Origin of the sequence: Micromonospora sp. WMMD1274, from assembly GCF_049179035.1 — a bacterium.
GTDB lineage: Bacteria > Actinomycetota > Actinomycetes > Mycobacteriales > Micromonosporaceae > Micromonospora > Micromonospora tulbaghiae.
In genome coordinates this window covers 3,686,947-3,711,343 of the sequence record NZ_JBMHMG010000001.1, presented here as the reverse complement: position 1 = coordinate 3,711,343, position 24,397 = coordinate 3,686,947, and the positions used below count along the sequence as shown (strand labels likewise).

Annotated in this window: 26 protein-coding genes; 10 read left to right on the top strand and 16 right to left on the bottom strand. The window is 73.6% G+C overall.

Annotated elements, in window-relative coordinates; translation table 11 throughout:
- Nucleotides 1–12 precede the first annotated feature (12 nt).
- The 10 genes from ACN27D_RS17540 to ACN27D_RS17495 form a co-directional block, all read right to left on the bottom strand.
- Nucleotides 13–693 (bottom strand): response regulator, encoded by a 681-nt coding sequence (locus tag ACN27D_RS17540; protein WP_091414872.1) that lies wholly within the window; start codon nt 691–693, stop codon nt 13–15.
- Complete coding sequence (locus ACN27D_RS17535) at nt 690–3,236, bottom strand: sensor histidine kinase (RefSeq protein WP_120571938.1); 2,547 nt, start codon at nt 3,234–3,236, stop codon at nt 690–692. Before ACN27D_RS17535 ends, ACN27D_RS17540 begins: the two co-directional genes overlap by 4 nt.
- 71 nt (nt 3,237–3,307) lie before the next feature.
- Entirely contained in the window at nt 3,308–4,189 is an 882-nt protein-coding gene (locus tag ACN27D_RS17530) for a potassium-transporting ATPase subunit C (protein WP_421499504.1), read from the bottom strand.
- Entirely contained in the window at nt 4,189–6,363 is a 2,175-nt protein-coding gene (gene kdpB, locus ACN27D_RS17525) for a potassium-transporting ATPase subunit KdpB (protein WP_421499503.1), read from the bottom strand. Before kdpB ends, ACN27D_RS17530 begins: the two co-directional genes overlap by 1 nt.
- 20 nt (nt 6,364–6,383) lie before the next feature.
- Nucleotides 6,384–8,039: a potassium-transporting ATPase subunit KdpA gene (gene kdpA / locus ACN27D_RS17520; RefSeq protein ID WP_121684430.1), complete on the bottom strand. Its 1,656-nt coding sequence runs from the start codon at nt 8,037–8,039 to the stop codon at nt 6,384–6,386.
- Nucleotides 8,039–8,128, bottom strand: a complete 90-nt coding sequence (kdpF, locus tag ACN27D_RS17515) for a K(+)-transporting ATPase subunit F (protein ID WP_036343797.1) — start codon at nt 8,126–8,128, stop codon at nt 8,039–8,041. Before kdpF ends, kdpA begins: the two co-directional genes overlap by 1 nt.
- Before the next feature lie 184 nt (nt 8,129–8,312).
- Nucleotides 8,313–8,693 (bottom strand): hypothetical protein, encoded by a 381-nt coding sequence (locus ACN27D_RS17510; protein ID WP_421499502.1) that lies wholly within the window; start codon nt 8,691–8,693, stop codon nt 8,313–8,315.
- 451 nt (nt 8,694–9,144) lie between these two features.
- Nucleotides 9,145–9,687 (bottom strand): hypothetical protein, encoded by a 543-nt coding sequence (locus ACN27D_RS17505; RefSeq protein WP_421501160.1) that lies wholly within the window; start codon nt 9,685–9,687, stop codon nt 9,145–9,147.
- Between the two features lie 86 nt (nt 9,688–9,773).
- Nucleotides 9,774–10,733, bottom strand: a complete 960-nt coding sequence (locus ACN27D_RS17500; RefSeq protein WP_421499501.1) for an ATP-binding cassette domain-containing protein — start codon at nt 10,731–10,733, stop codon at nt 9,774–9,776.
- 74 nt (nt 10,734–10,807) lie between these two features.
- Nucleotides 10,808–11,512 carry a GAF and ANTAR domain-containing protein gene (locus tag ACN27D_RS17495; RefSeq protein ID WP_121684427.1) on the bottom strand — a complete coding sequence of 235 codons (705 nt, stop codon included), beginning with the start codon at nt 11,510–11,512 and terminating at the stop codon, nt 10,808–10,810.
- A 195-nt stretch (nt 11,513–11,707) separates the two neighbouring features.
- Between ACN27D_RS17495 and ACN27D_RS17490 the strand changes: the two genes are divergently transcribed.
- The gene (locus tag ACN27D_RS17490; RefSeq protein ID WP_233585696.1) at nt 11,708–12,100 is read left to right on the top strand and encodes an STAS domain-containing protein; all 393 of its coding nucleotides are present in this window, start codon (nt 11,708–11,710) and stop codon (nt 12,098–12,100) included.
- A gap of 145 nt (nt 12,101–12,245) precedes the next feature.
- A complete protein-coding gene (locus tag ACN27D_RS17485) occupies nt 12,246–12,956 on the top strand; it encodes a GAF and ANTAR domain-containing protein (protein WP_120571943.1) in 711 nt (236 codons plus the stop codon).
- An 8-nt stretch (nt 12,957–12,964) separates the two neighbouring features.
- Here ACN27D_RS17485 and ACN27D_RS17480 read toward each other — a convergent pair whose 3' ends face one another.
- Entirely contained in the window at nt 12,965–13,183 is a 219-nt protein-coding gene (locus ACN27D_RS17480) for a hypothetical protein (protein WP_120574013.1), read from the bottom strand.
- 85 nt (nt 13,184–13,268) lie between these two features.
- On the opposite strand from ACN27D_RS17480, the gene ACN27D_RS17475 reads away from it, so the two are divergent.
- Entirely contained in the window at nt 13,269–14,024 is a 756-nt protein-coding gene (locus ACN27D_RS17475; protein WP_421499500.1) for an SAM-dependent methyltransferase, read from the top strand.
- A gap of 38 nt (nt 14,025–14,062) precedes the next feature.
- Nucleotides 14,063–14,488, top strand: a complete 426-nt coding sequence (locus ACN27D_RS17470) for an ATP-binding protein (RefSeq protein ID WP_120571945.1) — start codon at nt 14,063–14,065, stop codon at nt 14,486–14,488.
- A 42-nt stretch (nt 14,489–14,530) separates the two neighbouring features.
- Here ACN27D_RS17470 and ACN27D_RS17465 read toward each other — a convergent pair whose 3' ends face one another.
- Nucleotides 14,531–15,313 carry a DUF3152 domain-containing protein gene (locus ACN27D_RS17465; RefSeq protein WP_421499499.1) on the bottom strand — a complete coding sequence of 261 codons (783 nt, stop codon included), beginning with the start codon at nt 15,311–15,313 and terminating at the stop codon, nt 14,531–14,533.
- A gap of 204 nt (nt 15,314–15,517) precedes the next feature.
- Here ACN27D_RS17465 and ACN27D_RS17460 point away from each other — a divergent pair, with 204 nt between their 5' ends.
- The 3 genes from ACN27D_RS17460 (at nt 15,518) to ACN27D_RS17450 (ending at nt 18,415) form a co-directional block, all read left to right on the top strand.
- On the top strand, nt 15,518–16,708 hold the full coding sequence (locus ACN27D_RS17460; RefSeq protein ID WP_358171178.1) for a DUF2786 domain-containing protein: 1,191 nt from the start codon (nt 15,518–15,520) through the stop codon (nt 16,706–16,708).
- A gap of 100 nt (nt 16,709–16,808) precedes the next feature.
- Entirely contained in the window at nt 16,809–17,168 is a 360-nt protein-coding gene (locus ACN27D_RS17455; protein WP_233585707.1) for a YciI family protein, read from the top strand.
- Nucleotides 17,165–18,415 (top strand): RNA polymerase sigma factor, encoded by a 1,251-nt coding sequence (locus ACN27D_RS17450; protein ID WP_421499498.1) that lies wholly within the window; start codon nt 17,165–17,167, stop codon nt 18,413–18,415. Before ACN27D_RS17455 ends, ACN27D_RS17450 begins: the two co-directional genes overlap by 4 nt.
- A 66-nt stretch (nt 18,416–18,481) precedes the next feature.
- On the opposite strand, the gene ACN27D_RS17445 is transcribed toward ACN27D_RS17450, so the two are convergent.
- Genes ACN27D_RS17445 through ACN27D_RS17430 form a run of 4 tightly spaced genes read right to left on the bottom strand, consistent with a single transcriptional unit; the run spans nt 18,482 to nt 22,209 of the window.
- Nucleotides 18,482–18,655: a CsbD family protein gene (locus ACN27D_RS17445; protein ID WP_013283784.1), complete on the bottom strand. Its 174-nt coding sequence runs from the start codon at nt 18,653–18,655 to the stop codon at nt 18,482–18,484.
- Between the two features lie 58 nt (nt 18,656–18,713).
- Nucleotides 18,714–20,978, bottom strand: coding sequence for a heavy metal translocating P-type ATPase (locus ACN27D_RS17440; RefSeq protein WP_421499497.1), 2,265 nt, complete (start codon nt 20,976–20,978; stop codon nt 18,714–18,716).
- A 17-nt stretch (nt 20,979–20,995) separates the two neighbouring features.
- Nucleotides 20,996–21,967, bottom strand: coding sequence for a hypothetical protein (locus ACN27D_RS17435; RefSeq protein WP_421499496.1), 972 nt, complete (start codon nt 21,965–21,967; stop codon nt 20,996–20,998).
- A 35-nt stretch (nt 21,968–22,002) separates the two neighbouring features.
- Complete coding sequence (locus tag ACN27D_RS17430; RefSeq protein ID WP_421499495.1) at nt 22,003–22,209, bottom strand: heavy-metal-associated domain-containing protein; 207 nt, start codon at nt 22,207–22,209, stop codon at nt 22,003–22,005.
- An 80-nt stretch (nt 22,210–22,289) separates the two neighbouring features.
- Here ACN27D_RS17430 and ACN27D_RS17425 point away from each other — a divergent pair, with 80 nt between their 5' ends.
- The 3 genes from ACN27D_RS17425 to ACN27D_RS17415 all read left to right on the top strand — a co-directional run bounded on the left by ACN27D_RS17425 (nt 22,290) and on the right by ACN27D_RS17415 (nt 24,362).
- Entirely contained in the window at nt 22,290–22,589 is a 300-nt protein-coding gene (locus ACN27D_RS17425; RefSeq protein WP_013283780.1) for a metal-sensitive transcriptional regulator, read from the top strand.
- Nucleotides 22,590–22,744: 155 nt separating this feature from the next.
- On the top strand, nt 22,745–22,924 hold the full coding sequence (locus ACN27D_RS17420) for an SHOCT domain-containing protein (protein ID WP_357797555.1): 180 nt from the start codon (nt 22,745–22,747) through the stop codon (nt 22,922–22,924).
- A gap of 163 nt (nt 22,925–23,087) precedes the next feature.
- A complete protein-coding gene (locus tag ACN27D_RS17415) occupies nt 23,088–24,362 on the top strand; it encodes a YibE/F family protein (RefSeq protein ID WP_121684420.1) in 1,275 nt (424 codons plus the stop codon).
- Nucleotides 24,363–24,397 lie beyond the last annotated feature (35 nt).

Below are 24,397 nucleotides of genomic sequence, written 5' to 3'. Positions count from 1 at the left end.
CCGGCGCAAACGTCAGGGGCGGTAGCGGTAGCCCATCCCCGGTTCGGTGATCAGGTGGCGGGGCCGGGCCGGGTCGTCCTCCAGCTTGCGCCGCAACTGGGCCATGTACTGCCGCAGGTAGTTCGTCTCGTGGTGGTACTCCGGCCCCCACACGTCGTGCAGCAACTGGCGCTGGCTGACCAGCTTGCCCGGGTTGCGCAGCAGCTTTTCCAGCATGGCCCACTGGGTGGGGGTGAGCTTGACCTCGACGCCGTCGTCCCGGGTGACGGTCCGGTCGGCCAGGTCGACGGTGTTGCGGCCGATCCGCAGCGCGGGCACGGCGGGCGAGGCGGGAGCGAGGCGCCGGGTCACCGCCCGGATGCGGGCGAGCAGTTCGTCGACCCCGAACGGCTTGGTCACGTAGTCGTCGGCGCCCGCGTCGAGCGCCGCCACCTTGTCCTCGCTGCCGGCCCGGCCGGAGAGCACGATGATCGGCACGGCGGTCCAGCCGCGCAGCCCCCGGATGACCTCGGTGCCGTCCAGGTCGGGCAGGCCGAGGTCGAGCACCACCAGGTCCGGCGGGTGACCGGCGGCGGCCTTGAGCGCGGCGGCGCCGCTGTCGGCCACCTCGACGTCGTAGCCCCGGGCCCGCAGGTTGATCCGCAGCGCGCGCAGGATCTGCGGCTCGTCGTCGACGACCAGGATCCGGGTCATTCCCGCGGCCCTTCCGGCTGGGTGGCGGCCGGCAGCCGCAGCACCATGGTGAGACCGCCACCGGGCGTGGTCTCCGGGGTGATGCTGCCACCCATCGCCTCGGCCAGTCCCCGGGACAGCGCCAGGCCCAGGCCGACACCGGTCTGGTTGTCCCGGTCGCCGAGGCGCTGGAACGGCAGGAAGACGTGCTCCCACTGGTCCGCCGGGATACCGGGCCCGGTGTCGATCACCCGCAGCTCGACCTGCCCGGCGTGCGCGCTGCCGGTGATCGTCGGCGGGTGTCCGGGCGGGCTGTGCCGCAGCGCGTTCGCCACGATGTTGACCAGCACCCGCTCCAGCAGGCCCGGGTCGGCCAGCGCCGCCGGCAGGTCGGCCGGGATGTCGGTGGTCACCTCGGCCGCCGCCGGGCCCAGCTCGTCCAGCGCCAGGGGTACGGCGTCCTCCAGCCCGATCGCGGTGGCGCTCACGCCCAGCGCCCCGGCCTGCAACCGGCTCATGTCGAGCAGGTTCGCCACCAGCCGGCCCAGCCGGTCCAGCGACTCGTCGGCGGTGGCCAGCAACTCCTCCCGGTCGTCCGCGTCGAACTCGACGTCGTGACTGCGCAGGCTGCTCACCGCCGCCTTGGCCGACGCCAGCGGCGTACGCAGGTCGTGGCTGACCGCCGCGAGCAGCGCGGTCCGCATCCGGTCGGCGGCGGCGAGCGGGCGGGCGGTGGCGGCCTCCTCGGCCAGCCGTTCCTGGCGCAGCGCGACGGCGGCCTGCGCGGCGAACGCCTCGACCACCCGCCGGTCGGCCGCCTCCAGCCGCCGGCCGGCGAGCACCACGCTGAGCCGGTCGTCGACCGGCACCACCGTCTCGCCCGCGCTCGGGCTGCCGGGCGGCCGCTCGCCGACGCTCGCCACCACCCGCCAGGCGTCCGCCTCCCGGGCGCGTGCCGGGCGGCCACCGGCCTCGTCGGTCAGCTCCAGCACGCTCACCGCGCGCAGTCCGAACGTCTCCCGCAGCCGGTCCAGCAGCGCGGGCAGCGGGCGCTCGCCGCGCAGCACGCTGCCCGCGACGGTGGCCAGGGTCTGCGCGTCGGCGGAGGCCCGCGCCGCCTCCCGGGTACGCCGGGCCGCCACGTCGACCACCCAGCTCACCGCGATGGCGACGCCGACGAACACGCCCAGGGCGAGCAGGTTGTCCGCCTCGGCGATGGTCAGCGTCCGGTACGGCGGGGTGAAGAACCAGTTGAGCAGCAGCGAGCCGCCGAGCGCGGCGACCAGCGCGGGCCACAGCCCGCCGACCAGCGCCACGCCCACCACACCGGCGAGGAACAGCAGGATGTCGTTGGTGAGGGTGAGGTCGGGCAGCGTCCGCAGCACGAGCGTGAGCAGCGGCATGCCGAGCACCGCGAGCGCGTACCCGATCAGCCGTCGCCGCCGCGACAGCGCGGCGGGCACGGCCGTGCCCCGGCGCCCGCGTCCCGCCTGCGGGTGGGTGACCAGGTGCACGTCGATCGGGCCGGACAGCGCGGTGGTGGTCACCCCGACGCCCCGGGCGAACACTTGCGCGAACCGGCCCCGGCGGCTCGCGCCGAGCACGAGCTGGGTGGCGTTGACGCCCCGGGCGAAGTCGAGCAGCGATGCCGGGATGTCGGTGCCGAGCACCTGGTGGTACGTGCCGCCGAGGCTCTCCACCAGCACCCGCTGCCGGGCGAGCTGGGCCGGGTCGGCGCCGGCCAGCCCGTCGCTGCGGGCCACGTGCACGGCGAGCAGGTCGGCGCCCTTGCTGCGGGCGGCGATCCGGGCGGCCCGGCGGATCAGCGTCTCGCCCTCCGGGCCGCCGGTGAGCGCGACGACAACTCGTTCCCGCGCCTCCCAGGTGTCGGAGATGCCCTGCTGGGCCCGGTACGCGTCGAGCTGCTCGTCGACCTTGTCGGCCAGCCAGAGCAGCGCCAGTTCGCGCAGCGCGGTGAGGTTGCCGACCCGGAAGTAGTTGCCGAGCGCGGCGTCGATCTTGTCGGGCCGGTAGATGTTGCCGTGCGCCATCCGGCGGCGCAGCGCCTCCGGCGTCATGTCCACCAGCTCGACCTGCTCGGCGGCCCGGACCACCTGGTCCGGCACGGTCTCCCGCTGGGTGGTGCCGGTGATCTGCGCGACCACGTCGTTGAGCGACTCCAGGTGCTGCACGTTGACGGTGGAGAGCACGCTGATCCCGGCGTCGAGCAGCACCTGCACGTCCTGCCAGCGCTTGTCGTGGCGGGAGCCGGGCACGTTGGTGTGGGCCAGCTCGTCCACCACGACCACCTCGGGCCGCCGGGCCAGCACCGCGTCCAGGTCCATCTCGGTGAACTCGACGCCCCGGTAGGTCATCGAGCGGCGCGGCACCACCTCCAGATCGCCGATCATCTCGGCGGTGTGCCGGCGGCCGTGCGTCTCGACCAGGCCGACCACCACGTCGGTGCCGCGCTCGGCCCGGCGCTGGGCCTCCTCCAGCATGGCGTACGTCTTGCCGACGCCCGGGGCGGCCCCGAGATAGATCCGCAGTTCACCCCTGCCCACAGCGTCCATCCTCCCTGACCGGCCGGGAACGGCCCCGGGTCTTCCCCGGGGCCGCTCCGGTCACTGTCGCGTCAGCGCGCCGGGAACGCCTCGTCCAGCGCGAGGTTGAGTTCCAGCACGTTCACACCGGGCTCACCCATGAAGCCCAGCGCCCGCCCGGTGGTGTGCTCGGCGACCAGCCGCCGTACCGCCGCCGGGTCCGCGGCGCGCTCCCGCGCCACCCGGGCCACCTGAATCTCCGCGTACGCCGGGGAGATGTGCGGGTCGAGGCCGCTGCCGCTGGCGGTGACCGCGTCGGCCGGTACGGCGGGGCGCGCCGGGGCATCCCCGCGTACCGGGGTGACGATGCCGCCCTCGGCCACGTAGTCGTGGCCGGGCCGGGCCGCCTCCACCGGCACGCCCTGCCAGGTGGTGAGGAACGGCGTCGCGGGCGCGGCCTGGTTGACGCTCACCACGCGGGTGATCTGGCCGGTGAGGCCGTCGGCGCGGAACACGGCCAGCACCGCGCCCACCCCGTCCGGCGTGCAGTACGGGCGCCGCCCGTCCACGCCGTCCAGTTCGCCGACCGCCTTGCTGCGGGCGCAGACCTGGGTGAGCAGGCTCTGCGCCGAGGTCTCCTCGTCGCCGGTGAGCGTGTCCACCACGCTCTCCGGGCCGAGGTTGCTCGCCGCGGTGGCGGTCGGGTCGTAGCCGTCCCCGGCGGCCGACGGGCGGGACTGGAAGTAGCGCGGGACGGGGTTGCCGTCCGCGTCGGTGAACGACTGGCCGATCAGTGAGCTGCCGACGGTCCGGCCGCCGACGGTGAGCAGTGAGCCGTCGGCCCTGCCGTCGAGGCCGGGCAGCCGGCCCACGGCGACCAGGGCGAGCGGGTAGACCAGGCCGAGCAGCACGGTGAAGACGAGCACCGCGCGCAGAGCGGCCAGGTGCTGGGAGAGCCAACTGGGAAGGCGCATCACGAGATCCCCGGGACGAACTGGACGAGCAGGTCGATGAGCTTGATGCCGGCGAACGGCACCACGATGCCGCCGAGGCCGTAGAGCCACAGGTTGCGGCGCAGCAGCGTCGAGGCGCTGGCCGGGCGGTAGCGCACACCGCGCAGGGCCAGCGGGATCAACGCGACAATGACTATCGCGTTGAAGACGACGGCGGAGAGGATCGCCGACTCGGGACTGGCCAGGCGCATGACGTTGAGCCGGTCCAGCGACGGGTAGATGCCGGCGAACATGGCCGGGATGATCGCGAAGTACTTCGCGATGTCGTTGGCGATGCTGAACGTCGTCAGCGCGCCCCGGGTGATCAGCAACTGCTTGCCGATCTCCACGATCTCGATCAGCTTGGTCGGGTCGGAGTCGAGGTCGACCATGTTGCCGGCCTCCTTCGCGGCCGACGTGCCGGTGTTCATGGCGACGCCGACGTCCGCCTGGGCCAGCGCGGGCGCGTCGTTCGTGCCGTCGCCGGTCATGGCGACGAGCCGGCCGCCCTCCTGCTCCTTCCTGATCAGCGCGAGCTTGTCCTCCGGCGTGGCCTCGGCGAGGAAGTCGTCCACGCCCGCCTCGTCGGCGATCGCCTTCGCGGTACGCGGGTTGTCGCCGGTGATCATCACGGTCCGGATACCCATCCGGCGCATCTCGTCGAAGCGCTCCCGCATCCCGGCCTTCACCACGTCCTTGAGGTGGATGACGCCGAGCGCCCGGGCCGGCTCCCCGGCCACGTGCTCGGCCACCACGAGTGGCGTGCCGCCGGTGCCGCTGATCGCGTCGACCAGTTCACCGACCTGCTCGGTCGGGTGGCCGCCGTTGTCGCGTACCCACTTCATCACCGCGGCGGCGGCTCCCTTGCGGACGTGCCTGATGTCGCCGTCGGCGTCCAGGTCGACGCCGCTCATCCGGGTCTGCGCGGTGAACGGCACGAACGTGGCGTGCGGGATGAGGCCGGGCTCGCGCTCACGCAGCCCGAACTCGTTCTTCGCCAGCACCACCACCGACCGGCCCTCGGGGGTCTCGTCGGCCAGGCTGGACAGTTGTGCCGCGTCGGCGAGCGTGGCGGCGTCCACGCCGGTCACCGGCAGGAACTCGGCGGCCTGCCGGTTGCCGAGCGTGATCGTGCCGGTCTTGTCCAGCAGAAGCGTGTTGACGTCGCCCGCCGCCTCGACCGCCCGGCCACTCATCGCCAGCACGTTGCGCTGCACGAGCCGGTCCATGCCGGCGATGCCGATCGCGGACAGCAGCGCGCCGATGGTGGTCGGGATGAGGCAGACCAGCAGCGACACCAGGACGACGCCGGTGACGCCGGAGTCGGTGATCGCCGCGGTGTCGGGCGCGGCGCCCTGGTAGCCCTTCGCGAAGATCGCCATGGGCTGGAGCGTGACGACGGCGAGCAGGAAGATGATCGTCAGCGCGGCCAGCAGGATGTTCAGTGCGACCTCGTTCGGCGTCTTCTGCCGGTTGGCGCCCTCGACCAGCGCGATCATGCGGTCGATGAAGCTCTCGCCGGGTTTCTGCGTGATCCGGACGACGATCCGGTCGGAGAGGACCCGGGTGCCGCCGGTGACCGCGCTGCGGTCGCCGCCGGACTCCCGGATCACCGGGGCGGACTCGCCGGTGATCGCCGACTCGTCGACGCTGGCGATGCCCTCCACCACGTCGCCGTCGCCGGGGATGACCTGTCCGGCCTCGACCAGGACGACGTCACCCTGCCGCAGTTGCGGCGCGGGCACCGCCTCGTCCCGGTACGCGTTCGCGGCGGCACCCGGCGTCCAGCCGACCAGGCGGGTGGCGATGGTGTCCTGCTTGGCCCGGCGCAGCGTGTCGGCCTGCGCCTTGCCGCGTCCCTCGGCGACCGCCTCGGCCAGGTTCGCGAAGATCACGGTGAGCCAGAGCCAGACGGTGATCGCGATCGCGAAGACGGACGGGTCGGCCACCGCGAGCACTGTGGTGAACAGCGCGCCGATCTCCACGATCAGCATCACCGGGTTGCGCCACAGCGTGCGCGGGTCGAGCTTGCGCAGCGCGTCCGGCAACGACCGGAGCAACTGGCGAGGGTCGAGCAGTCCGCCGCCGACCCGGCCGTCGCGGCGGCCCGGCGTGCCGGAGACCGGCGCGTCGGCGGTCTGGAGAGGTGCGGTCATGTCCTTGTCTCTCATGGTGGTCACAGCCCTTCGGCCAGCGGGCCGAGCGCGAGTGCGGGAAGGAAGGTGAGCGCGACGAGGACCACGGTGACGCCGACGACCATGCCGACGAACAGCGGCCGGTGGGTCGGCAGGGTGCCCTCGGAGGCGGGTGTGGGTTGCTGGCGGGCCAGCGAGCCGGCCAGGGCGAGCACGAAGATGATCGGCAGGAACCGGCCGAGCAGCATGCAGAGCCCGAGTGCGATGTTCCACCACGGCGTGTTCACCGTGATGCCGGCGAACGCGGAGCCGTTGTTGTTGCTCGCCGAGGTGAACGCGTAGAGCACTTCGGACAGACCGTGCGGCCCGACGTTCAGCGCTGTCGAGGCGTTGCCGGTGGCGAACGCGGCAGCGGTGCCGGCGAGCACCAGCGCCGGGGTGATCAGGAAGTACATCGAGGCGAACTTGATCTCGCGCGCGCCGATCTTCTTGCCCAGGTACTCCGGGGTGCGCCCGACCATCAGGCCGGCCACGAACACCGTGATCACCGCGAGGATCAGCAGCCCGTACAGGCCGGCGCCGACGCCGCCGGGGGCGACCTCGCCGAGCATCATGTTGCCCAGCGTCATCATGCCGCCCAACGCGGTGTACGAGTCGTGGAACGAGTTGACCGCGCCGGTGGAGGTGAGCGTGGTGGCCGCCGCGAACGTGGCCGAGTTCGACACGTCGAAGCGCACCTCCTTGCCCTCCAGCGCGGCGCCGACCGCCTGCGGCACGGTGCCGTCGCCGGTCAGCTCGAAGACGTTGGTGAGAGTGATGCTGGCGACCGCCAGGATCGCCATCACGGCGACGATCGCGTAGCCCTGCCGCTTCTGGCCCACCATCCGGCCGAAGACCCGCGGCAGGCTGAACGGGATCACCAGGATCAGGAAGATCTCCAGCCAGTTCGTCCACGCGGTCGGGTTCTCGAACGGGTGGGCACTGTTGGCGTTGTAGAAGCCGCCGCCGTTGGTGCCCAGCTCCTTGATGACCTCCTGGCTCGCCACCGGCCCGCCGGTGACGGTCTGGGTGCCGCCGGTCAGCGTGGTCACGTCGGTGCCGCCGGACAGGTTCTGCACCACGCCGCCGAGCATCAGCGCGAGCGCGCCGAGCACCGCGATCGGCAGCAGGATCCGCAGCGTGACCCGGGTCAGGTCGACCCAGAAGTTGCCCAGCTCGCCGGTGCGGCTGCGGGCGAAACCCCGGACCAGCGCCACCGCCACGGCGATACCGACAGCGGCCGAGACGAAGTTCTGCACCGCCAGGCCGGCCATCTGCACCAGGTGGCCCATCGTCGACTCACCCGAGTACCACTGCCAGTTCGTGTTGGTCACGAACGACACGGCGGTGTTCCAGGCGCCGTGCGGCACCACCGGGTCGAAGCCCAGCGAGAGCCAGAGGTGGTTCTGCAGGCGCTGGAACGCGTACAGGAACAACAGGGAGACGGCCGAGAAGGCCAGCACCGAGCGGGCGTACACGCCCCAGGTCTGCTCGGCGGCCGGGTTGACCCCGACCAGGCGATAGATCCCCCGCTCGAGGAGGGACGACCGGGTTCCGGCGACCACGCGGTACATGTGGTCGCCGAACGGCCGGTGCACGGCGACCAGCGCCGCCACCAGCGACAGGACGAAGAGCACGCCGGCTGTGGTCATGCTCATCAGAAGCGCTCCGGGAACAGCAGGGCGACGACCAGGAACACGCCCAGGCCGATCGCCAGCACCAGGCCGACGGCGTTGACGGCGCTCACAGCTTCTCCACGCCCCTCACCACGAGGGCGAGAGCCGCGAACAGCCCCACCGTCAGCAACACGAACAGCACGTCAGACACGGCTGATCTCTCCTAGCGGAAGATGTCCTCGCGACCGCCTCCCGGCCGCGCCGGGCAATCACAACGCCGGATCCGCCGGACGGACAGGGTTCTTGACGCGACCATCACGCGGGGCCGCGGTTTCTTGACGCGCTTTTCACGCCGCCTCCCTGGCCGGTGATCCGGGTCACCGCACGGGCCTCGGCGCCGATCGACCGGAGATGCCGGTAGCCGGTGCCGAGCACCGCGGCGAACCCGATCGGCACGGCCTGGGACCAGGCATCACCCGTCCCGATCAGCTCGCCGTACCGGTGCGCCAGAAAACCGACGAAGACCGCCGCACCCAACGCGGCCACCGCCGCGACCGCGCGCAGATCGGCCACCACAGCGGCGTACGCCCCGACGACGCCCGCCATCACCAGGACCCGCCCGGGCCGCTCGTCCGGTGCGAAAACCCCGGCCGCCACCAGCGCCGCGCCCACCACCACGACGGCACCGGCGGCCACCCGGAATCCGGTGCACCCGTCCGCCCGATCTCGTACCACTTCCGCCTCCCGCGTCAGTACGTGCTTTGCGGGCCATACCAGCCGGGCCGGGTGCGGACGGTCGACGGCTTTGACACATCCGGTACGGGCCACCCGCCGCTTTTCACGCCGCCTTCACGCACCCACCCGGCGCGGGGACCGTGACGGGCCGGTCCGCCGCCTACGCTGGCCCGGTGACCACCGAACTGACCCTGCTGTCGGACGTGGTCTGCCGGGGTGTGCCGGTCGGCGGTGCCCGGCTGCGCGGCCTGCTGGCGCTGCTGGCCGACCGGCTCGGCTCCGGCACCGGCGCGCTGGTGGACGCGCTCTGGCCGGACGATCCGCCCCGGCATCCGGTGAAGGCGTTGCAGATCCTGGTCTCCCGGGCCCGCGCCGAGCTGGGCGCCGACCTGATCGTCCGGACCGCCACCGGCTACCGGCTGGCGCTCACCGACGCGCAGGTGGACGCGGCGGCGGTGCTGCGGCACGCCTCGGCGGCGGCCCGGCACGCCCGCGCGGGTGAGCACGCGGCCGCCCTCGCCGAGGCGGAGGCGGGACTCGCGTACTGGGCCGGACCGCCCGGCGACGACCCGGGCGAGGGCGATCCGCTCACCGCGAGCCACTGCGCCGGACCGGCGTCCGGCCGGAAGCCGACCAGCAACGCCACGGCGACCACCACCACCAGCCCGAGCAACGTCTGCGTCACCGCGCCCACCACGTGGCCGGTGAGCACCGCCGCGCGGGCGATGGACATGGTGCGGAACCGGGCCACGATGCCCTCGGTCATGTCCATGGCCACGGCGATCGCGGTGCCCTGTGCTGCGCCGGCCATGGCGAGCAACAGGATGCCGGGGGTCACGTAGTCGGCGTACGCGGACCGGCCCCCGGCCACACCGCCGAGCCCGTTGCCGAGCGTGCCGCCGAAGACGACGTAGACGAACAGCAGCAGGAAGATCACCGGCAGGGCGATCACCATGACTGTCAACGACGGGTAGCGCACCGCGTGCTTCAGGTTGCGGCGCAGCATGGTCGCCGAATCCGCGACGGTGTGGGCGAGCGTGCTCATGCTGTCACCTTCTCCTCGGTGGGGTGGCCGGTGAGGGCCAGGAAGACGTCGTCCAGATCGGGGGTGTGCAGGCTCAGCGACTCGACCGCGACACCGGCCTCGTCGAGCCGGTCGAGCAGCGCCCGTACCCCGTTGACGCTCCCGTCGCCCGGCACTCGCAGGGTGAGGTCGTCGTCGTGCCGGGTGGCCGCCGGGAACAGCCCGGCCGCCGCGGCCAGGTGCGCCGCGGCGGTGAAGTGCAGGCGTACGTGGCCGCCGGGCACCAGCCGCTTCAGCTCGGCCGGGCTGCCCTCGGCGACCAGGCGACCGCCGTCGAGCAGCGCGACCCGGTCGGCCAGGTGGTCGGCCTCCTCCAGGTACTGGGTGGTGAGGAAGACGGTGGCGCCCTCGGCCACCAGTTCCCGGACGATCTGCCACATGGCCCGGCGGCTGCGCGGGTCCAGGCCGGCCGTCGGCTCGTCCAGGAAGATCAGCCGGGGGCGGCCGACGAGCGTCATCGCCAGGTCCAGCCGGCGCTTCATCCCGCCCGAGTACGCCGCCACCGGCTTGCCCGCCGCATCGGTCAGGTCGAAGCGGGCCAGCAGGTCGTCCACCACCCGCCGTCCCTCGACCCGGCCCAGATGCCGCAGGTCGGTCATCAGCCGCAGGTTCTCCGCGCCGGTGAGAAGCGAGTCCACGGCGGAGAACTGGCCCGTCACACCGATCGCGGCGCGTACCCGGTCCGGTTCGGCGGTCAGGTCGTGGCCGGCGACCCGGACGGTGCCGGCGTCGGGGCGGATCAGCGTGGAGAGGATCTGCACGGTGGTGGTCTTGCCGGCGCCGTTCGGGCCGAGCAGCGCGAAGACAGTGGCCTCGGGTACGCGCAGGTCGACACCGTCGAGCACCACCTGTCTCCGGTACGCCTTGCGCAGCCCGGACGCCTCGATCATCGCGCCGGGGGAGGTAGTCGTCGTCATGCCCGCAACCGTGGCGGCCGGCGGGATCAGCGCGGTTTCACGACGGTTTCACGCCCCGTGACGACGTGGGCGGGTCAGCGGGCGGCGGCCTTCGAGACGAGCGCCTCGGCCACCTCGCGCAGCTTGCGGTTGGAGTCCTGGGAAAGCTTGGCGAGCAGCGTGAACGCCTCTTCGGCCGAGCAGCGCCGCTGCCCCATGATGATGCCCTTGGCCTGCTCGATCACGGCCCGGCTGCGCATCGCCTCCTGCATCTGCCGGGCCAGCGTCGCGGTGCTCTCGTAGAGGTGGGCGTTGGCGAGCGCCACCGCCGCGTACGCGGCGAACTCCTCCGCCAGCTCGATCGACGCCTTGTCGAACGCGTGTGTCGTGCCCCCGTAGACGTTGAGTGCCCCGGTGACCGCCTCCTGGATCGGCAGCCCGATCGACAGCGAACTCTGCATGCCCGCGGCGCGGGCCCGCGCCGCCCAGCCGGGCCAGCGCGGCTCGTCGGTCAGGTCGGGCAAGGAGATGCTCACCGCGCTGACCGAGGCGTCCAGGCAGGGGCCGTCGTCGTGCTCGTACTGCCACTCGTCGAGGCTGCGGGCCAGGTCGCTGGTGTAGGCGATGGCCCGGTTCGCGCCGGCCTGCACCAGGGAGACGGACACCTCGGCGCTGCCCGGCACCGCCCGGTTCGCCAGGTCGGCGACGCGAGCCAGGACGGCGTCGAGCGCCACCTCGTCGAGCCGGATCCGGCTCAGCTCCGCGAGGGCTTCGCCGGGGTCGATGCGGGGGGCTTCCATGCTCTCGTCCTGTCCTGACGGGGATCATCGGCAGCGCTCGTTGCGATGACGGTACCCGGGACCGGTGGGTCCGAACTCGTCCCACGCTGCGATGTCCACCCCGTCGGCGTATCTTCGGGTACGGGTCAAGACATGCGCCCTCCTGCTCCCGGCGAGCGCCGCCGGGAGTTCCTCGGACGTTGAGGTGGGGGTGCCGTGTCCGACGAACAGCCGATCATGTGGCTGAGCTGCCACGTGGGCACGGACGTGACCCAGATCTCGGTGGCCGGCGAGGTGGACCTCAGTAACGCCCACCTGCTCACGGAACTCGTGGAGTCCGCCGTCGCGGCGCCCGCCCCGCTCGTGGTGATCGACCTGGCAGAGGTCAGCTTCTTCGGCGCGTACGGCACGAATGCGCTGGTGCTGGCGCAGCGGGTGCTCACCGGACACGGCCGGCGGCTGGTCCTGCACCGGCCCTCCCAGGTGGTCCGGCGCGTCCTCGGCGTCACCGGCACGCTCACCGCGTTCGAGGTCGTCGATCGGCCCGCGTTACCGGCCGCCGCCGACGGGTGGGCACGTCCCGTCCTACCGACCCGCTCCGGGTCGTAGAGTTGTCCTGATCGTCGACGTCCCGTCCGGGGCGTCACGAACGAGCGTCAAGAAGCGGCGCCGGTCCCGAACCATGCCGGTATCGGGGTGCCGGTCCGTCACCACGGGCCGATCCCCGCCGCTTCCCCCAAGGACGTCACCGCTCATGCCGCAGGCCCACCCCGACCTCGCCGCTGCCCTGATCAGACTCGGTCGGATCAAGTACGACGAGGTCGACCTCGACGTGGTGCTGTCGACCATCGTCCAAGTCGCCAAGGACACCCTGCCCGGGACCGCCGAGGTCTCGGTCACCCTGGTCCAGGGCACGCAGGCGCACACCGCCGCGTACACCGGCGAGCTGGCGCTGACGCTCGACGAGTGGCAGTACGCCCACGGCCGCGGCCCGTGCCTGGACGCCGCCACCACCGGCACCGCCATGCTGGTGTCGGACATGGCGGCGGAGAGCCGCTGGCCGGAGTGGGCGGCCCGGGCGCACGGGGCGGGCGCCGCCAGTTCGCTCTCCATCGGCCTGCCCATCCAGGAGGCCGTGGTCGGCGCGCTGAACATCTACGGCGCGGCGCCGGGCGTCCTGGACCGGCAGGTCGAGCTGGCACAGACGCTGGCCGGGTACGCCGCGATCGCGCTCGCGAACGTCCACCTCTACGAGAGCACGGCCACGCTGGCGCAGCAGATGCAGGAGGCGATGCAGAGCCGGGCCGTGATCGAGCAGGCGAAGGGCATCATCATGGGACAGCGTCGCTGCACGGCCGACGAGGCGTTCGCCATTCTGGCCCGGGTGTCCCAGGACTCCAACCGCAAGCTGCGGGAGGTCGCCGAGTCACTCGTCGACCGCGCTGTGCACGGCCCTCGTGACTGAGCGTGCGGTCAGCGCGGCATCTCGCGCCAGCCGGAGCCGCTCGCACGCCACGCGCCGGCCAGGATCGTCGCCGAGCCGCGGCTCGGGCACTGCTGAATCTTCGACCGGCCGCTCGCCCCGCCGATCTGCGCCTGGACCTGCCACTGGCTTCCGTCGGTACGGATGTATACGTCGCGCCGTCCGCGAGGGTTGCTGACGCCGTTCCACCAGTGTTCCTCGACCACCATGCGGTGACCGTACCCCAGGACACCCGGACCGGCCCAGACCGGAATTCCGTTGCTCCGCGTCACCGGGCGGCGGCACCCTCCACGGATGACCTCACCGGACCTGCCGCGCCAGTTCACCATCCGCGAGGGCGAGCTGCGCGTCCTCAACCCGATCGACGACGTCAAGCTGGCCACACTGGGCCGGGCGATCCGATTGCGCCCCGGCGACGAGCTGCTGGATCTGTGCAGCGGCAAGGGGGAACTGCTCTGCACCTGGGCCCGGGACCACGGGATCACCGGCACCGGGGTCGACCTGAGCACCGTCTTCACCGCCGCCGCCCGGGAACGCGCCGCCGAACTGGGCGTGGCCGACCGGGTACGTTTCGTGCACGGCGACGCCGCGGCGTACACCCCGGAGCGGCCGGTCGACGTGGCCGCCTGCGTCGGCGCGACCTGGATCGGCGGCGGGGTGCCCGGGACGCTGGAGCTGCTCGACCGGGCGTTGCGGCCGGGAGGCATGGCGCTCGTCGGCGAGCCCTACTGGCGGCGGGACCCGCCGGACGACGAGGCGGTCACCGGCTCGCACGCCCGGTCCCGCGACGAGTTCACCGACCTGCCCGGCCTGGTCGCGTCGTTCGGCGACTGCGGCTGGGATCTGGTCGAGATGGTCCTCGCCGACCAGGACAGCTGGGACCGGTACGCCGCCGCGCACTGGCTGAACCTGCGCCGCTGGCTCGACGCCAACCCGGACGACGAACTGGCCCCGGAACTGCGGCGGGAGCTGACCGAGGATCCGATGCGGTACGTCCGCTTCCAGCGCGAGTACCTGGGGTGGGGCGTCTTCGCGCTGCTGCGGCGCTGATCTGCTTAACGAACGGCTACGCAGGGTAAAGCCAGATCATGGGACAGTTGCGCACCTCGCCGCCGCCACCACAGGCCTCGGAGCTGGAGCGATGGGTGCTTGACAGTCCCGAGGATCTGCGCGGCCTGCGCGCGTCGCTGCGCGAGGCGCTGAACCGGCACGGGCTGGTGCAGGGTGAGGACCTGGACGAGGTGCCGCACCTGGTCGTGCTGGTCGCCACCGAACTGGCGAGCAACGCGTTGCGGCACGGCCGCCCGCCCACGATCATCACGTTGCTCGCCACCGACGACCGGTTCCTGCTCGACGTGGCCGACCACGACGTCAGTTCGGTGCCGGAGCTGACCGACATCAGCCCGACGGACTCGGGCGGGCGGGGCCTCTTCCTGGCCCAGTCGGTCTCGCTCGACGTGGGCTGGTACGCCACCGAGAAGACCAAGAACATCTGGGCCTCGTTCTCCCGGTGACGGCCCGGCCGGGCCACGCGTCGGCCCGGCCGCCGGGCCGGCTCAGCGGTCGCCGGCCGGGACCGGGTCGTCGTACTGACCGGGCGGCCCGGCCAGCGGTTCCCCGCCCACCAGCGGCCACGGGTTCGGCGTGCAGCCGTGCAGGCCGAGCGTCTGCTGCACCATCACCGGCGCCGGGCCACCGGCGCGGGGGCAGCGCTCGTGGCCGCGGCCCAGCCGGTGACCGACCTCGTGGTTGAGCAGGTACTGCCGGTACCGGGAGAGGTCGCTGACGTGCGGCACCCCGTACACCCAGCGGGCCACGTTGATCACCACCCGGTCGCCGTTGCGGCAGGACGTGTAGCGGTCGCTCGGGTCGCCGCACAACCGCCCGCGCGTCACCGGCGTGGTGAGCAGCACCGTGAAGTCGGCCCGGTCGTCGCGGCCCACCCGTTGCAGCCGCCACCGGCCGTCGCCGGTCCAGCCGCGCCGGTCGGCGAGGGTGGCGGCCACGTCCCGGGCGAAGCGTTCCACGTCCACGTTGCGGATGCCGTCCTCGACCGCGACCCGGTAGCGCAGCAGCTCACCGGCGCTACCGGCGACCGCGCCGACCGTGTCGGCGGTCCGGAAGGTGCCGGCGCCCCGGGCCGGATAGCCGATGCCGGGGGCCACCCGGCCGGCCGCCGGGACCGGCGTCGGCGCGGCAGTCGGCGTGGGGCGGGCGCCCGGTGCGGGCGCGCTCGGTGCCGCCGCCGGCACGGTCCGCCGGACCTCGATGCGGTCCAGCAGGTCCGGATGCCGCGCGGCGTACCCGCCGGCGGCGAGCACGGCACCGACCAGGACCACCGCCAGGAACCGCCCTGATCGCGACCTCCGCCGTCGCCGGTGCAGCCCCCGGTCATGCCCGCCCACGTCGATCTCCGTCCGTCGCCCCGCCCCGCTCCGGGCAGGAGTACGGACGCCGGGCCCGGACGGTTGAACGGGCGGCCGGGTACCGTCGGTGCCGGGGTGGACGACCTGCCGCCTGTCGGAGTCCAGGGAGAGCCACCCGTGTCACCAGCCGAGCAACTGCTCGACGCCGCCGTCGCGACCGCGCGCGGCACCGACGTACGCGCTGCCGAGCGAGCCCTCGACGGGCTCGTGGTCGCCGACGGCGCGGCCGTGGACGCGGCGCTGCTCGCCCGGCTGACCCGGGACGTGGGCCGGCTCTGGCCGCGTGGCTGGCAGCCCGCCGACCTGGACCGGCTCGCCACCCGACGGCTCACCCCGCGCGGCGCCCGGCTGCTGCGCGACGCGATGGCCGCGCAGCGGCGCACCCTGCCCGCGCCGGTTCCGGCCTGGTTCGACGAACAGCTCACCGAGACCGGTGCCCGCTGGGACGACGACGCGGGCTGGCTGGACCGGCGGGCCGACGGCGACCGGATCACCACGCTGCGGGACGCGGTGGACGCGGTCGTCCTGGTGGCGGGGCTGCCGCCGGTCGCGGCGCTCCGCCCGCCACCCGGCTCGGCCGGCACCGCACTTGCCGCCGCGACGCCGAGCGGTTCCCGGATGCTCGACCGGGTACGCGCGCTGCTCGCCAAGGCCGAGTCGACCGGCTACCCGGCCGAGGCGGAGGCGTTCACCGCGAAGGCACAGGAGCTGATGGCCCGGCACAGCATCGACGCGGCGCTGCTCGACGCCGGGGCCGAGCGGCCCGGCGGCCCGGGCGGCGTGCGGATCGGCGTCGACGCCCCGTACGCGGCGGCGAAGGCGCTGCTGATCCAGGAGGTGGCGGCGGCGAACCGGTGCGAGTCGGTGTGGTCCGACGACCTGGGCTTCGCCACGGTGCTCGGCTTCCCGGCCGATCTGGCGGCGGTCGAGCTGTTGCACACCTCGCTGCTCGTGCAGGCCACCGCCGCGATGCTGCGCGGCCGGGGTGAGCGCGGCCGGGCCGGCGGGCGGCGCACGAAGGGCTACGACGAGTCGTTCCTCAACGCGTTCGCGCTGCGCATCGGCGACCGGCTGCGGGAGGCGAGCGCGGCGGCGGCCGAGGAACTCGACGACGACCGCCTGCTGCCGGTGCTCGCGGCCCGCTCGGACGCCGTCCGGGAACGCGTCGACCAGCTCTTCCCGGGCACCACCCGGCACCGGCTCCAGGTGCGCGACGAGCAGGGCTGGGTCTCCGGCACCAGCGCGGCCGACCGGGCCTCGCTCGACCCGGGCCGACCGGCGCGCCGTCCGCTTCGCGGGGGTCGCTGAACTTCCCGGGGGATGATGTCGGATCGGGCGGACCGGCTCCGACCCGTCTGCGAGGCGCCACCGCCGGTGGCCCGCATCCGAGGAGTGCACCGTGAAGTACATGCTGCTGATCTGGAACCGGCCCGGCTTCGTGGAGGAGCTGACCGAGGCGGAGCGCACCGCGATCTTCGGTGAGGTCGACGAGATCATGAAGGAGCTGACCGAGTCCGGCGAGCTGGTCGGCGGCGAGGCGCTGGCCCATCCCTCGCAGACCCGTACGGCCCGCCCGGCGGCCGGCGGCGTCGAGATCACCGACGGGCCGTTCATGGAGAGCAAGGAGCAGTTCGCCGGCTACCTGACCGTCGACTGCGAGACCCCGGAACGGGCCGCCGAGATCGCCGCGCGCTGGCCGGACGTCCGGCACGGTTTCGGCGTGCTGGAGGTGCGCGCGGTGATGGAGCAGGCCGGGACGGAGATGTGACAGCACCTGTGGTCGAGGACCTGCTGCGCACGCTCGCGCCGCAGGTCCTCGGCGTGCTGGTCCGCCGGCACGGCCAGTTCTACGCCTGCGAGGACGCCGTCCAGGAGGCGCTGCTCGCCGCCGCCTTGCAGTGGCCGGAGCAGGGCCTGCCGGACCATCCCCGCTCCTGGCTGGTCACCGTGGCCATGCGCCGGCTCACCGACGAGTGGCGCAGCGAGCACGCCCGCCGGGAACGCGAGGTGGCGGTGGCGGTCCGGCAGTCCGCGTACGCGGCTGTCGCCCCGCCCGCCGACGAGGAGCCGCCCGGCGCCGACGACACGTTGAAGCTGCTGTTCCTCTGCTGCCATCCGGCGTTGCCGGTGAGCGGGCAGGTGGCGCTCACGCTGCGCGCCGTGGGCGGGTTGAGCACGGCCGAGATCGCCCGCGCGTACCTGGTGCCGGAGGCGACGATGAGCCAGCGGATCCGCAGGGCGAAGCAGCGGATCGAGGCGGCCGGCGCGCGTTTCACGCTGCCCTCGCCGGCCGACCGGGACGAGCGGCTGGGCGCGGTGCTGCGCGTGCTCTACCTGATCTTCAACGAGGGCTACACCGCGTCCAGCGGCGAGGCGCTGCACCGGGCCGAGCTGACCGGGGAGGCGATCCGGCTGACCCGGGAGCTGCGCCGGTTGCTGCCGGACGACGGCGAGGTGGCCGGGTTGCTGGCGCTGATGCTGCTCACCGACGCGCACCGGGCCGCCCGTACCGGGCCGGACGGCGAGCTGGTGCCGCTGGCGGAGCAGGACCGCACCCGCTGGGACCGAAACGCCGTCGCCGAGGGGGTGGCGCTGGTGACCGAGGCGCTCACCTGGTCGGCGCCGGGGCCGTACCAGGTGCAGGCGGCGATCGCCGCGGTGCACGCGGAGGCAACCACCGCCGAGGACACCGACTGGCGGCAGATCGTCGCGCTCTACCGGGTGCTCGCGCGGGTCGCGCCGAACCCGATGGTCACGCTCAACCAGGCCGTCGCGGTGGCCATGGTGGACGGCCCGCGCGCCGGGCTGGCGCTGCTGGCCACGCTCGACGGCGACGATCGGACCGCGGGCCACCACCGGCTCGCCGCCGTCCGCGCGCACCTGCTCGACCTGGCCGGCGACCGTACGGCGGCCCGGGCCGCGTACCTGGCCGCCGCGCGGGCCACCACGAGCCTGCCGGAACGGCGTTACCTGGAGGTACGCGCCGCGCGCCTGGCCGGTGACCGGCCGCGCTGACCCGCGCCCGGACAGCACTCCGGGCCGGCCCGTGGGCCGACCCGGTGGTGTGTGTGCGTCGCGTACTCAGCTCTTGAAGGCGTCCTTGATCTTCTCGCCGGCCTGCTTGAGCTTGGCGCCCGCCTGGTCGTTGCGGCCCTCGGCCTCGAGGCGCTCGTTGTCGGTCGCCCGGCCGACGCCCTCCTTGACCTTGCCCGCGGTGTCCTGGGAAGCGTTGTCGATCTTGTCGTCCAGACCCATGATGACCTCCACTGATGCGGTTGCCTGACGACAACTGGTTACCCCGTCGGCCGTCGGCTCAATCCCCTCGCCCGATCGGGCGAAAGCGCCGCAGCCGCAGGCTGTTGCCCACCACGAAGACCGACGAGAACGCCATGGCCGCCCCGGCAAGCATCGGGTTGAGCAGCCCGGCCGCCGCCAGCGGCAGCGCCGCGACGTTGTAGGCGAACGCCCAGAACAGGTTGCCCTTGATGATCGCCAGCGTCCGGCGGGAGAGCCGGATGGCGTCCGCCGCGACCATCAGGTCGCCCCGGACCAGCGTCAGGTCGGCGGCCTCGATGGCCGCGTCGGTGCCGGTGCCCATGGCCAGCCCGAGGTCGGCCCGGGCCAGCGCGGCGGCGTCGTTCACCCCGTCACCGACCATGGCGACCACCCGGCCCTCGCGCTGGAGCCGCTCGACCACGTCGACCTTGTCGGCGGGCAGCACCTCCGCGATCACCTCGTCGATGCCGACCTCGGCCGCCACCGCCTTCGCCACGGTGGTGTTGTCGCCGGTGAGCAGCACCGGCTTCAGGCCCAGCTCACGCAGCCGGGCGACCGCCGCCCGGCTGGTCGGCTTCACCGCGTCGGCCACCGCGAGCACACCGCGGGCCCGCCCGTCCCAGCCGGCCAGGATCGCCGTGCGCCCGGCGGCCTCCGCGCCGGTCGCGGCCCGCACGACCTCCTCGGGTACGTCGAGACCCCGCTCCCGCAGCAGCCGGGCCCGGCCGACCACCACGGTCCGGCCGTCGACGGTGCCGGTCACGCCCAGCCCTTCGGCGTTGGCGAACTCGCCGACCGGCGGCAGCGCCCCGGCCTCGGCCGCAGCCTCGGCGACGGCCCGCGCGATCGGGTGCTCGGAGGCGGCCTCCAGCGCGCCGGCCACCCGGAGCAGCTCGGCGGCGTCCTCTCCGTCGGCCGGCAGCACCTCGGCCAGCGCCATCCGGCCGGTGGTGACGGTGCCGGTCTTGTCCAGCACCACTGTGTCGACCCGGCGGGTGGACTCCAGCACCTCCGGCCCCTTGATCAGCACGCCGAGCTGCGCGCCGCGCCCGGTGCCGACGAGCAGCGCGGTCGGCGTGGCCAGGCCGAGTGCGCACGGGCAGGCGATGATCAGTACGGCCACCGCGGCGGTGAACGCGGCGGTCGGCCCGGAGCCGGTGCCGAGCCACCAGCCGAGCGTGCCGGCGGCCAGCGCGATCACGATCGGCACGAACACGCCGGAGATCCGGTCGGCGAGCCGTTGCACCGCCGCCTTGCCGGTCTGCGCCTGCTCCACCAGCCGCGCCATCTGGGCGAGCTGGGTGTCGCCGCCGATCCGGGTGGCGCGGACCACCAGGCGACCGCCGGCGTTCACAGTCGCGCCGACCACGGCGTCGCCGGGCCCCACCTCGACCGGCACCGACTCGCCGGTGAGCATGCTGGCGTCGACTGCGGACGTGCCCTCCTCGACCACGCCGTCGGTGGCGACCTTCTCGCCGGGCCGGACCACGAACCGGTCACCGACCGCGAGCCGGCCGACCGGGATCCGGGTCTCCTGCCCGTCGCGCAGCACCGCCACGTCCTTGGCGCCGAGTTCGAGCAGGGCGCGCAGCGCCGACCCGGCGGTGCGCTTGGAGCGGGCCTCGAAGTACCGCCCGGCCAGGATGAACACGGTCACCCCGGCGGCGGCCTCCAGGTAGATGTTGCCGGCTCCGTCGCCGCGGGTGATGGCGAAGCTGAACGCGTGCGTCATCCCGGGCATGCCGGCGGTGCCGAGGAACAGGGCCCAGAGCGACCAGCCGAACGCGGCCAGCGTGCCGAGCGAGACGAGCGTGTCCATGGTCGCGGCGCCGTGCCGCAGGTTGACCAGCGCGGCGCGGTGGAACGGCAGCCCGCCCCAGACCACCACCGGGGCGGCCAGGGTGAGCGAGGCCCACTGCCAGTAGTCGAACTGCCAGGCCGGAACCATGGCGAGCACGATCACCGGCAGGGTGAGCACGGCGGAGACCCAGAGCCGCGTACGCGCCGTGCGCAGCTCGTCCACCGGCTCCCCGGCCGTGGCGGCGTCCGCCTGCTCGGGCGGCGGCGGCACCACTGCGGTGTAGCCGGTCTTCTCGACGGTGGCGATCAGGTCGGCCGGCGCGATGTCGTCGGCGTACCGGACGGTGGCCTTCTCGGTGGCGTAGTTCACGGTCGCCTCGACGCCGTCCATCCGGTTGAGCTTCTTCTCGATCCGGGCGGCGCAGGACGCGCAGGTCATCCCGCCGATCGCCAGTTCGATCAGGTTCGGCGCGGTGGGCAGCGCCTTTCCCGTGGCAGTCATCGCGGCACCTCCGGCGCTCAACTGTGCCCGTGCCCCGGGGTGCCGTGTCCGGCGTCCGGGGTCGGTGCGGTGGTGGATGCCGGCGCGGCGGGCGCGGGCGCGGTCCGGTCGCCGGCCAGGACGGTGAACTCGGCGGTGTGCACCGCGTCGCCGTGCCGGAAGTCCAGGTAGAGACGGTACGCCCCGGCGGAGGGCACCTCGGCCGCGAACGTGATCGCCGGACCGGCGGGGGTGCGCCCGTCGCCGGGCATCCCCTCCGGGTGCACGTGCAGGTACGCCAGGTCGCCCTGCCGCAGCGCCACCAGGTGCCCGTACGCGCCGAGGTAGGGCTGAAGGTCGGTGACCGGCCGCCCGTCGCGGCTGACGGAGAGCGTGAGCCGGCTGGTGCGGCCCGGCTCCGGCGTTCCGGCCAGGGTGACCGTGTAGCCGTCGACTGTGGTGCTGGTCACCGGCGCCGGCAGCGGCCGGGCGGTCAGCTCGCCGGGGACCGTGACGTCCAGGCCGAGGGTCAGGGGCTCGCCGCCCTCGGGGGTGAAGTCGGCGAAGGCCCGCCAGACGCCGGGGCCTCCGAGCGGCGAGGCGACCCGCCAGGTGCCGTCGCCGGTCATCTCCGGGTGGACGTGCCGGAACCCGGACAGGTCCCGGCGGGCGACGATCAGGTGCATGCGCTTGTCGTGGGCCACCTCGAAGCGGGTGACCGGCGCGCCGTCCGGGCCGGTGATCCGGAAGGCGAACTGCCCGGCCGGGGCGGTGGCGGGCTGGAACGTGTAGCCGCGTTCGGAGACGAGCAGCCCGCCGGGCAGGTGCGCGGAGGGGCCGCTCTCGTCACCGTGGCCGGTGTCGCCGGCCCCGTGGTCGCTGTCGCTGTCGTCGTGGCGGGTCTCGGCGGCCGGGGCGACGGGATCGGCCAGGTTGCCGATCCCGTACGCCGCGCCGAACACCGCCACGAGGCCGAGGGCGAAGCCGCTGAGCTTCGTCGCCGTGTTCATGGTGTCTCCTCGGTTTCTACGGGTCGTCGGACCCGTCACGCACCGACGAGGTCGTAGCCGGCCTCGTCGACCGCCGCGCGGACCGCGTCCGCGTCCAGCGGGTCCTGACTGGTGACGGTGACCCGGCCGCTGGCCAGGTCGACCTGGACGTCGGTGACGCCCGGCAGCGCGCTCAGCTCGGTGCTCACCGAGTTGACGCAGTGCCCGCAGGTCATGCCGCTCACCTGGTAGGTGGTCTCCATCTCGCCCTCCGATCTGATACCCCCCAGGGGTACGTTCGGAACGTTAGCATACCCCCGAGGGGTACGCTATCCTCGGTTTCATGACCGCGCCGTCCAGCCCGACCCGGGGCTACACCGCCAGCAAGGACCAACTCCTCGCCCGGCTCCGCCGGATCGAGGGCCAGGTCCGTGGCATCGAGAAGATGGTCGAGGACGACCGATACTGCATCGACGTGCTGACCCAGATCTCGGCCATCCAGGCGGCGCTGGACAAGGTCGGCCTGGGCCTGCTCGACGGCCACGCCCGGCACTGCATGCACGAGGGCGCCGCCGAGGGCCGGGCCGACGAGATGGCCACCGAGATGATGGCCGCCGTCGGCCGCCTGATGAAGCGCGGCTGAGCGGGACCTCCGGCCCTCGTAGCGGGGCACATCGACCCGCGCCGACGCGGTCGTGCCGGTCGTACCGTCGAAGTGGCGGGCAGGCCGGCCCGGCGGACCCGCGGCGACGGACGGAGGGCGGCCCGATGATGTGGCAGAGCCCGATGATGGGCTGGATGTGGATCTGGTCCCTGCTGGTGCTCGCGGTGCTGGCGGGGCTCGTCTGGGCGGCCGTGCGGTGGACCGGCCCGCAGTACCTGGGCCCGACGACGGCCCGGCGCATCCTGGACGAGCGGTACGCCCGCGGCGAGATCGACGAGGACGAGTACCGGCGACGCCGGGCCGGCCTGGGCTGATCCGCGCGGAGCGCGCGTCACGGTCACGGTGCCCGGAAGCGCCCGGCCGGGTTGCCTACCATGGCCGGGCGACGACCCGGACGTGGTCGACACGTCCACGCCGGCCGGGTGACCAGACCGGTCCGGCGGACCAGGCGTCGCCGCGACCGTTGGGAGAGACGCCATGGGTGCCGACCACACCCACCCCGCACCCGCCGCGCCGCCGGGCGTACGACGGCTGCTCGTCGCCGTGGTGGTGCCGCTGTTCGTGATCACCGTGATCGCGGCGCTGGTGCTCTGGCCCCGGCAGGACCGGGAGCCGGTCGGCGGCGCGGACGTCCCCCGCTACCACGGCACCGTGACCCGGGTGGTCACCGAACCCTGCCCGCCGACCCCGGAGTCCCCGGACGGCGCAGGTGGCCCCTGTGGCACGGTGACGGCGACCGTCGAGCAGGGCCCGGACGCGGGCCGGCAGGTCGAGACGCCGATCCCGGCCGGGCCGGGCGCACCCCGGGTCGCGGTCGGCGACGAGGTCGTCCTGGTCGAGCTGACCGACCCGGCCGACCCGGCGGTGAAGTCCTACAACATCGCCGAACACCAGCGCGGCACGCCACTGATCTGGCTGATGGTGCTCTTCGCCGCCGCGATCGTGGCGTTCGGCCGCTGGCGCGGTCTCGCCGCGCTCGGCGGCCTGGTGGCCAGCTTCGCCATCCTGCTCGGCTTCGTGCTGCCGGGCATCGGCGCCGGCCAGCCTCCGCTGCTGGTGGCGATCGTGGGCGCCGCGTTGATCATGTTCGTGGTGCTCTACCTGACCCACGGCGTCACCGCGCAGACGTCGGTGGCGGTGCTCGGCACGCTCGGCAGCCTGGTGGTCACCGGCGTGCTCGGCCTGCTCGCCACGTCCGCCACCCACCTGACCGGATTCGGCAGCGAGGACGCCACCACGCTGTCCATGTTCCAGGGCGACGTGGACCTGCACGGCCTGCTGCTGGCCGGCATCATCATCGGCTCGCTGGGCGTGCTGGACGACGTCACGGTCACCCAGGCGGCCACCGTCACCGAACTGGCGCACGCCAACCCCGGCCTGTCCCGGCGGCAGCTCTACCGGGCGGCGACCCGGGTCGGCCGGGCGCACATCGCGTCCACCGTCAACACCATCGTGCTGGCGTACGCGGGCGCCTCGCTGCCGCTGCTGCTCCTGCTGGTCGCCGACTCCCGCCCGGTGAGCGAGATCCTCACGAGCGAGTTCCTCGCCCAGGAGATCGTCCGCAGCGCGGTGGCCACGCTCGGCCTGATCGCCGCCGTACCGCTGACGACCGGACTGGCCGCGGTCGTGACCACCGCCGGACGGCGCTCGCGCGGCGCGGAGCCGGCGCCACCCGCGGCCCGGCCGCCGGCCGGACGGGACGACGCGCTGGAGGCGCTCGGCGGCGGGAAGAGTACGGAGGCCGCATGGTGACACTCCGCAGCGTGACCATCGATTTCAAACGCGAC

What these genes read in the sequence shown, in the direction of transcription:
- ACN27D_RS17540 (WP_091414872.1), bottom strand. Translation starts at nt 693, where the DNA reads ATGACCCGGATCCTGGTCGTCGACGACGAGCCGCAGATCCTGCGCGCG.
- ACN27D_RS17530 (WP_421499504.1), bottom strand. Translation starts at nt 4,189, where the DNA reads ATGCGCCTTCCCAGTTGGCTCTCCCAGCACCTGGCCGCTCTGCGCGCG.
- kdpB (WP_421499503.1), bottom strand. Translation starts at nt 6,363, where the DNA reads ATGACCGCACCTCTCCAGACCGCCGACGCGCCGGTCTCCGGCACGCCG.
- kdpA (WP_121684430.1), bottom strand. Translation starts at nt 8,039, where the DNA reads ATGAGCATGACCACAGCCGGCGTGCTCTTCGTCCTGTCGCTGGTGGCG.
- ACN27D_RS17505 (WP_421501160.1), bottom strand. Translation starts at nt 9,687, where the DNA reads ATGGTGATCGCCCTGCCGGTGATCTTCCTGCTGCTGTTCGTCTACGTC.
- ACN27D_RS17500 (WP_421499501.1), bottom strand. Translation starts at nt 10,733, where the DNA reads ATGACGACGACTACCTCCCCCGGCGCGATGATCGAGGCGTCCGGGCTG.
- ACN27D_RS17495 (WP_121684427.1), bottom strand. Translation starts at nt 11,512, where the DNA reads ATGGAAGCCCCCCGCATCGACCCCGGCGAAGCCCTCGCGGAGCTGAGC.
- ACN27D_RS17485 (WP_120571943.1), top strand. Translation starts at nt 12,246, where the DNA reads ATGCCGCAGGCCCACCCCGACCTCGCCGCTGCCCTGATCAGACTCGGT.
- ACN27D_RS17480 (WP_120574013.1), bottom strand. Translation starts at nt 13,183, where the DNA reads ATGGTGGTCGAGGAACACTGGTGGAACGGCGTCAGCAACCCTCGCGGA.
- ACN27D_RS17475 (WP_421499500.1), top strand. Translation starts at nt 13,269, where the DNA reads ATGACCTCACCGGACCTGCCGCGCCAGTTCACCATCCGCGAGGGCGAG.
- ACN27D_RS17470 (WP_120571945.1), top strand. Translation starts at nt 14,063, where the DNA reads ATGGGACAGTTGCGCACCTCGCCGCCGCCACCACAGGCCTCGGAGCTG.
- ACN27D_RS17455 (WP_233585707.1), top strand. Translation starts at nt 16,809, where the DNA reads ATGCTGCTGATCTGGAACCGGCCCGGCTTCGTGGAGGAGCTGACCGAG.
- ACN27D_RS17445 (WP_013283784.1), bottom strand. Translation starts at nt 18,655, where the DNA reads ATGGGTCTGGACGACAAGATCGACAACGCTTCCCAGGACACCGCGGGC.
- ACN27D_RS17440 (WP_421499497.1), bottom strand. Translation starts at nt 20,978, where the DNA reads ATGACTGCCACGGGAAAGGCGCTGCCCACCGCGCCGAACCTGATCGAA.
- ACN27D_RS17435 (WP_421499496.1), bottom strand. Translation starts at nt 21,967, where the DNA reads ATGAACACGGCGACGAAGCTCAGCGGCTTCGCCCTCGGCCTCGTGGCG.
- ACN27D_RS17430 (WP_421499495.1), bottom strand. Translation starts at nt 22,209, where the DNA reads ATGGAGACCACCTACCAGGTGAGCGGCATGACCTGCGGGCACTGCGTC.
- ACN27D_RS17425 (WP_013283780.1), top strand. Translation starts at nt 22,290, where the DNA reads ATGACCGCGCCGTCCAGCCCGACCCGGGGCTACACCGCCAGCAAGGAC.
- ACN27D_RS17420 (WP_357797555.1), top strand. Translation starts at nt 22,745, where the DNA reads ATGTGGATCTGGTCCCTGCTGGTGCTCGCGGTGCTGGCGGGGCTCGTC.
- ACN27D_RS17415 (WP_121684420.1), top strand. Translation starts at nt 23,088, where the DNA reads ATGGGTGCCGACCACACCCACCCCGCACCCGCCGCGCCGCCGGGCGTA.